The 7463-nt window shown below is 63.7% G+C and carries 9 protein-coding genes and 1 pseudogene; 1 reads left to right on the top strand and 9 read right to left on the bottom strand.

From position 1 onward, the window contains the following. Positions 1-51: 51 nt before the first annotated feature. On the top strand, positions 52-147 hold the full coding sequence (locus AC3ENX_RS14515) for a hypothetical protein (protein ID WP_370651862.1): 96 nt from the start codon (positions 52-54) through the stop codon (positions 145-147). A gap of 1039 nt (positions 148-1186) precedes the next feature. On the opposite strand, the gene AC3ENX_RS14510 is transcribed toward AC3ENX_RS14515, so the two are convergent. The 9 genes and pseudogenes from AC3ENX_RS14510 to AC3ENX_RS14470 form a co-directional block, all read right to left on the bottom strand. Continuing rightward, the gene (locus tag AC3ENX_RS14510) at positions 1187-2101 is read right to left on the bottom strand and encodes an alpha/beta fold hydrolase (protein WP_169080437.1); all 915 of its coding nucleotides are present in this window, start codon (positions 2099-2101) and stop codon (positions 1187-1189) included. A gap of 16 nt (positions 2102-2117) precedes the next feature. Further along, positions 2118-2840 (bottom strand): alpha/beta fold hydrolase, encoded by a 723-nt coding sequence (locus AC3ENX_RS14505; RefSeq protein WP_251448496.1) that lies wholly within the window; start codon positions 2838-2840, stop codon positions 2118-2120. 161 nt (positions 2841-3001) lie between these two features. Further along, a complete protein-coding gene (locus AC3ENX_RS14500; protein ID WP_223159176.1) occupies positions 3002-3547 on the bottom strand; it encodes an IclR family transcriptional regulator in 546 nt (181 codons plus the stop codon). A gap of 42 nt (positions 3548-3589) precedes the next feature. Further along, positions 3590-3736, bottom strand: a pseudogene (locus AC3ENX_RS14495) (helix-turn-helix domain-containing protein); the annotation flags it as partial. Between the two features lie 118 nt (positions 3737-3854). Continuing rightward, complete coding sequence (locus AC3ENX_RS14490) at positions 3855-5066, bottom strand: NAD(P)/FAD-dependent oxidoreductase (RefSeq protein ID WP_005054949.1); 1212 nt, start codon at positions 5064-5066, stop codon at positions 3855-3857. Then, on the bottom strand, positions 5063-5260 hold the full coding sequence (locus AC3ENX_RS14485; RefSeq protein ID WP_005054951.1) for a ferredoxin: 198 nt from the start codon (positions 5258-5260) through the stop codon (positions 5063-5065). Before AC3ENX_RS14485 ends, AC3ENX_RS14490 begins: the two co-directional genes overlap by 4 nt. A 3-nt stretch (positions 5261-5263) precedes the next feature. Continuing rightward, complete coding sequence (locus tag AC3ENX_RS14480) at positions 5264-5590, bottom strand: hypothetical protein (protein ID WP_005054953.1); 327 nt, start codon at positions 5588-5590, stop codon at positions 5264-5266. Further along, positions 5587-6174, bottom strand: coding sequence for a 3-phenylpropionate/cinnamic acid dioxygenase subunit beta (locus AC3ENX_RS14475; RefSeq protein WP_005054954.1), 588 nt, complete (start codon positions 6172-6174; stop codon positions 5587-5589). Before AC3ENX_RS14475 ends, AC3ENX_RS14480 begins: the two co-directional genes overlap by 4 nt. After that, the coding region (locus AC3ENX_RS14470) for a Rieske 2Fe-2S domain-containing protein (RefSeq protein WP_043341841.1) at positions 6171-7463 on the bottom strand (1293 nt) is incomplete at its 5' end. The genes AC3ENX_RS14470 and AC3ENX_RS14475, both read right to left, overlap by 4 nt.

Here is a 7463-nt window from a genome sequence, read left to right as displayed (position 1 = left end):
GAAGACCACGGCCTGCTCACTCGCACCGTCTACCCCGAGGTTCCCGCTCGCGTGGAGTACGAACTTACTGACCTCGGACACAGCGCAGCCGCCCCGTTGAAGCATCTGCGCGACTGGGTTGAACACAACGTCGGAACCGACCAGTAGCGACCCCCTCGGCGCTACATCGAGCCAGGAGTCCCGGCCTCCGCGTAATACCGCGTCAACACAGACGAGGCGTCGCGGTCGCCGTCACCGGACACGACAGAGTTCAGCAGGTACCGGTACCCGTCACCGGTCGTCATCACCCTAATTGATAACGTCACACCTAGAAGGTGCGAAGTAACCGACGCGCGAGCACAGGAGCGCTTCTGTCATTTCGAAGGCGAGACTTCGCGCGATTGGGATTCGCCGGGCCATCCTTCTTCTCTTTCGTCGAACGTCACCGCAACACCGTGTCGCTGGGGTTCGTGAAATCTTCTTCCGGAAGCGAAACCCAGGTACTGCGCCATGAGGAACTCGCCGCAGCGATGCACAGGCGTTCGACAGTTCGGTCGCACGAACCGATCGTTTGTTAACGGACGGCACTGTACGTCGATCGAAAGTCGCGCCGACACCCCCTGCGAATTCGCGTCGCGGGATAGTTTGCCAGGATCCGGCGATCAGCGTGGTGCGCATCAAGGAGGTGCGCAGCGGCCTCAGCACGAGGAGCCTGCCCGCGAGGCCGACCACCCCGCCCCTAGGAACGGTAGGAGTGCGACGTCGGGGCGAGCTGGGGGCCACCCCCCCCGAGACCGAAAGTAGCACCGCAGCGACGATAAGCGCCACGCCAACCAGGGTGGTCGTCAGCTCCCCGACCAACGAACCGATCCATCCGCGTTCCTGGAGGTCTCGGAACATCCTTATGCTCAGCCCGAACGTTCCGTTCGAGCTGCGAACCGATCGTCTCGATGCGTCGTGGCAGACGCCTCAGCTGTCCACCGATGACCTGGAGTTGCACGCGGCCGTCGGCGAACATCTCCCTTGAGTCCATCGCCAGACGTATGAAATGAGGAGTTCGAGCAAGGGCCCGATCGACCAAGTCGTAGTCGGCAACGAGCTGGCACAGCGTTCCCTCGAGTGACACGAAGGAAACGACTGGCGTTCTCCTCCGCTGTTGGGGACGTCGGGTCGGCTGAAATAATGGCCGGGACGATACGGTGGCGAGTCAGAGCGCCGTGATCCACCGCGCGATCTCGTCAGCGATCTCGTCGCTATTGTCTTCGACCATCAGCATGTGGCCGTTCCCAGCGAGAAGAGGCAGTTCGGACGACCAGAAGGTGACGGCGGCGCCCTGATCGGTGAGCCAGGCCACGATGTCCTGATCCAGCTGCGAGGGGTGGTCGGTATCGGCTCCACCCGTGAAGACGAGAATCGGCTTGTTCGTGAACGCGTCGGTCGGCCCGATCCTCATTTGGCTCCCACCGATGTTCTGACGCTGATAAAGCATCCGGGCCGGGATCGGCCGAAGGGTGCGGCGGAACACCTCGATGCACTCGCGGGGGAACCGCCGGCTGGGTCCGATGGCCTTGTCGTTCACGAAGGCGCTTGTGGGTTCCCAGAAACCCATCTTCGGGATGGTCCAGTCGATGGCCGCTCCACGGATGGAGACCTCCTGGTCGGACTCCCTCACGATCTCGGGCACCGCCTGTATATTTCCAGGCGGGCCCGGAGCGACGGCTACGAGCCCGTCGATGAGATCGCCATGCGTCTCTAGGAGGCGGAAGCCAATCGGACCTGCCATCGAGTGCACGACCAGCACGACGTTCCGGCCGAGACCAGAGAGGAACACGCCCATCCCTCGGCACACGCTCTCATAGTCCAGCCGCGCAGACGCCGCACGATCATCGACGTGTTGGGCCGCCTCATAGGACAACCCCAGCCAGTCCACCACCAGCACACCGTAGCCAAGCGATACGAATCGTGCCGCCCAGCCCTGTCGGCCGTCGGGCGTCTCGAGATAGTACTCGTTCGAGGCACCACCCCCGTGCACGAGGACGATCCACCGAGCAGGCGCACCCGACGGCGCCAGTTCGGTGTACGAGATCGGCGCGACGTCGTCTGGGCGTGAAATCGAATCCATAGCTTCCCCAGGCCTGTTAGGCAATGACGGCGTCGAGGGCCCGTGCGAGCCTCTCCGGATGCGTGAGCATCACCAAATGGCTTCCGTCGATCTCGATCGTGCGCGGACTATCAAGCCGCCCGGCCGCGGCCTGGTAGATCTCAGCGGGAACGGCCTGGTCCTGAGCGAGGAACACATAACTTGACGGGATGCTGCTCGCCCAGAACCGGTCGAGGCGGATCGGCTCATCGGACCAGCCTGCCGGCGATGGGACGAGCCTCGGCTCGAGCGCGGCGAGCTGCTGCTGCTCGAACGGGGACATGTCCTGCATCATCGCGGCCCAGAGCTCAGGCGGCATGACCATGGTGTTGTCGTCGGACTGACTCGCAAGCGCCTTCATCGCTGCGACCAACGGATCGGGGAACACGTCGTTAATGCTCTCGCCGTCGCGCAGCACCCAGGCGTCGACGAAGACGACCCGGCCGATGCGCTCGGGCATCGCCTCAGCGACGAGTTGGATGAGCGGACCTCCGCCGCTATGACCGACGAGCACGATGTCGAGCTGGGTGAGCTCTCTTACCTGATCGATCAGATCGCGCGCCATCATGCTCATCGTGACGCCGGAGCGGTCCACGTCACCGTCTTCGAGACCGCGCAGCGTCGGCGCGATCACCTCGTGCCCCATTCTGCGCAATTCGTCGGCGACGCCGTCCCACGCCCAGCCGCCTACCCATCCGCCGTGCACCAGTACGATCTGCATTGATCATCCTCTTCGCATATTTATCTGCTGAGCAGAACTTGTTCCTAACTAGAAGACACAATAGCTTGCGCGGCGCCAACAGTCCAGCATGGCTCGAGCTCTCTTCAGAACGCGCCGAACGACCCCTGCACCAGGTCGCAGGGGAAAGAGACGACGAGCCTTCAGGAGGTCAGGTCGGCCAGACGTACGGCTGCCTCATCGAGGAGTGCGACGAGGGTCTTCACCTTGCGGGGAGGCAAGCGGAACACCGGGGCAGATGCGTTGATCGCCAACCGCAGCCCGCTCGCCGAGGGAACGGCCACGGCCACCGAGGCCACGCCCTCCTCGCTCTCCTCCCGGTTCGTTGCATAGCCCTGCTTCGCGACAAGATCCAGTTGTGCGAGGAGCTCGGTCTTGGTACGGATCGACTGCGGAGTCACCTGTGAGAGTTGCTCGTCGGGGTAGAGACGGTCCAATTGTTCTCGCGGGAGCTGCGCCAGGAGAACCTTTCCCGTGGAGGTGCAATGGGCCGGCATCTCCTTGCCCAACCGTGAAGCGACTCGCACCGCGGTCGTCGGTTCCGAGACTGCGAGAAAGCGAGTGGAGTTGCCGTCGAGCGTGCCGAGGTGAACCGTCTCGCCGGCTTGGTGGCTGAGTTCCTCGAGGATCGGTTGCACGATCTGCGGGATGTCCATCTTTCTCAGCACCGAGAAGGCGATCGTGGTCAACGACGGCCCTGGCCCGTATGTCTTCGTTCGCGGGTCTTGCCGCACGAATCCTCGCCATTGAAGCATCGCGAGGATGCGATGCGCCGTTGAGGTCGCGACACCCAGGTGCTTGCTGGCGTCCGTCAGTCGAAGTTCGTTCTTCTCACCGAGCAGGAGCAGGAGTTTCAGGGCATTGTCGACCGACTCGATCGGTATTGCGGAGCCGCATCGACTCCGTCGGCTGCTCTATTTCTCTGCACAACAGAAACTGTATCGTTCCTGCCGGCCCTCAGGGCCGCCATCAAGGGCAAGGCGATCCCGTCCAGGTCTATCCGGACGCCGATTCGAGCAGCCGGCCCAGTCGTACACGAACGTCGGAAAGCGACGATCCCGCTGCGATGGACCGGCGGACTTCGACGAGAGCGCGGGGCCAATTCAGTACCACTGCCCCGTCGAATGACAGACCATTCTGAGAGTACAGAGACGCGATCCGGTCGGGTGTTCGAGGGTCCGTCACCATCTCGGGGTTGACTGCCGTCGTGCGACCGACGATGTGCAGCTTCCAGTTGAACTGGTCACTCCAGACATACTCGACAGGCAGATATGAGCGTCGGTCGTCGGGATGAGCGATGTTGTGCGCGACACAGCGCGCCTGGTCGACCGCATTCGTCCAGTGCTCAAGACGGGTGAGATCGCCGCGAACCGGATGCCGCCACCGCGCAACATCGCCGATCGCATGGATTTCCGGGGCGCCGAGTGCCGTGAGGAATTCGTCGCAGACGAGACCGTCGTCGATCTCGAGCCCTGAGTCCTCGAGCCATTCGACGTTCGGCACTGCCCCGATGCCGATGACGACGACATCACCGTGGAGCTCGGAACCGTCATCCAGGAGCACGCGGAAGTCTCCCTTCGCACCGTCGATCTGCGCGACCGTCCGTCCGAGAACCGCATGTACGCCATGCCGGGAGTGCTTCTGCGAGAAGAGGGCGCCAATCTCGTCACCGAGCCGGCGTGACATCAGGTCGCGTGTCGCCGAGACCAGGGTGACATCGACTCCGAGCCCAAGAGCGGTCGCGGCGACCTCGGCGCCGATGAAGCCCGCTCCGATGACGATGATCCTGCGATCGGGAACTAGCTCGGCGCGCAGCCGGTCTGCGTCGTCGAGTGTCCGCAGCACATGGATTCCCTCGCCTTCACCCCACGGCGACGGCCGCGCGCGGACGCCGGTCGCCACCACGAGGTCATCGAAGCCGACCCGCCGTCCATTCGCCAGCCGGAGCTCCGACAACGCACGGTCCAGACCTACCGCCGGCACACCGAGACGAAGGTCGATGTTAAGCTCGAGCGCCTCCGCCGCCGTGAGGAGCGTGACCTCGGCTGCACCTGCACCGACGAGGTATCCCTTCGACAGCGGCGGCTTGTCGTAGGGCAGCACGGGCTCGGAGCCGATGAGCACAACGTCTCCGCGATACCCCTCTGCCCGAAGCGCCTGCGCGGCCCGTACCCCCGCGATCGACGCACCGACAATCGCTGTCGTCATTCGTCTTCCACCCGGAGCGCGGAAACCGGGCAGCTGTTCGCCGCCTCGGTGACCCGTTTCCGGTCGGCCTCGTCGACCTCTGTTCTGAGCAGGATCACGACGCCGTCGTCATCGAGATCGAAATAGTCTCCCGCGGCCATGATGCAGTTGGCGTAGCCCTGACAGAGCCCGAGATCCGCTTTCACGACAGGCATGTGTCACTCCTCTCCTGCTTCTTCAGGCGTTATCTCAGGGAACATCGGTGCGAACGGTTGGGCGATCATGGCGGAGAACGTCGCCGTAGTCTGCCAGGTCAGCGCCTCGAGCTCGAGCGGATCGAGAGCGACCCACTGCCCGGATCGCGGCGACTCGATCAGGAGCCGGGAGCCGTTGCGTGTCTCCACGCGAGATACCCGGATCTCCGAGAACTCATTGGCGATCGAGATCGGAGCCCCTACCCGCTGGTCTTCGAGCCGCTGACGTTCGTCTGCTGCTGCGATGGCCGCGATGCGGTCGTCCTCTTCGCCTTCCCATTCGAGTTTCATAGGAAGATCGCCAGATTCTGTGTGCGCAAGACCGACTCGTCGACCGTGATGGTTCGGCGTGCGAGCTGCAACCCGCCGCCGACACGTCGCAGAACGTCTTCGCGGCCGGCCGAGATCACCGCGGGCTCGTGCACGTCGCCGCGACTGCGGAAAAGAAGCACCGCAGAATCGACGACGACCTCGCCCGGGACGTCGCTCTCGAAGGTGCGCACGTTCGTGACGAAGTGACGGAGCCGGGAGGGCGGATCCTCTGTCCAGGCGTGTTCCGTGAGGAAGCGGGCGACCCGCCGGCTCAGGGAGTACTTGTTCTCGTCCCAATGCGCCATGCCCGGAGACGTCGAGTACCCGGCGCCGAGCGCGGTAGTGACCTGCACGGGCATGATGTAGTGCACATCGTCGGCGATGAGGTCGAGCCAGTCCTCGTACCGCTGCTCGTCGAGGATGTATGCCTCTTCGACGAGCCACCTGTGCGTCTCCAGATGCAGGCCGTCCGAGAACGACAACGAACTCCCCACCCGCGTGGCTTTGGTCGTATGTGCTCCGAGCGGCGACTCTTTCAGTCGAACCCAGCGCGCCTCGGTCATGACAGCCCCTCCGGCATCCCCACCGACGAGATGATCAGCGCGGTCGGCTCCGTCTCGAGGTAGTCCGCCCAGCGCTCGAGCAGATGCCGCTGGTTGTACTCTCCGTAACCGACGTGGGCCACGCCCGGGCCAGAGAACGCGTCCGGTCCGAGCGGCTCCACGACGAATCTGCCGTCTTTCAGCACGCCCATCCGGCTGTTCAGCAGCAAGCGCCGCGCCATATTCCCTTTCGCGGTGTTCGTAAGGGACACCCAGTTCTCCACATCGTCCTGCTCGAACATCCCCGTGCTGCCGAAGCACATCAGGTACGCCTTGTACGACAGAGCCTTGAACTCCTCCGGTGCCGCTGCGTCGACGGCGAACCAGGAAAGCACCTCGGTCTCGTTCTCGCTGATCGGCTGCCAGGTACGGATCGAGATGAACGGGAGCACGTCGTCGCCGTCTTCCACCTTCGGCCAGTTGTGCACGAAGCTCATGTTCGGGAAGATCGAGGCCGCCGAGATCATGAAGCCGTTCTCGCCGATCACATTGAGCTGGTCCTGGGACCAGACCTCCTTCATCCGGTCGATCATCTCGTCGGGGTAGCCCACGTAGCGCAGCCGCTCCTCGAGCGTTCCCTCCGGAAGCTTGTAGGTCGTGCCTCCGCCGTTGCCCGCCCAGTACGTGTTGCCGTCTTTACGCTTCTCCGCCTTCGGTTCGCGGAAGAGGCCGATCTCGACCACCGAGGTGTGGGTCTGTGGCGTGTGGTACATGTCGCCGGCGAAGTTCTCTGCGCCGATCTTCCAGTTCGCCTTCACCCGCCAGCGCTGCGGGCCGCGGAGCTCGATGCCCGAGGAGCTCTGCTTCGTGTAGTAGTCGAGATAGAAAGCGAAATCGCCGAGGTAGTCGATCAGCGGTGGCGCATCCGGATCCATGCTGATGAAGATCAACCCGTTGTAGCTGTCGAGGCTCGGCGCCGGAAGCAGGCGGGCTCCCTTGCGATTGAAGCCAGCCTCGCCACCGTACGCCTCTTCGTGGAACGGCAGCCCCACGATTCGTCCGTCGTTGCGGTACGACCAGCCGTGATACGGGCAGCGGAAGTGCGAGGCGTTGCCCATTTCCGCCCGGCACACCTGCATTCCTCGGTGCAGGCACATGTTGAACATCGCCTTGACGGAGCCACTCTCGTCGCGCACCACGATGAACGAGTCGTCGAGCACTCGCCGCACCACGTAGTCGCCGGGCTGAGGGATCTCTGATTCGTGACCCACGAAGATCCACGCGCGACTGAACAAGCGCTCCCGCTCGAG

The sequence above is a fragment of the Microbacterium sp. bgisy189 genome (genome assembly GCF_057707225.1).
The sequence above is the reverse complement of the archived record's forward strand: the minus strand, read 5'-3'. Positions and strand labels throughout refer to the sequence as shown.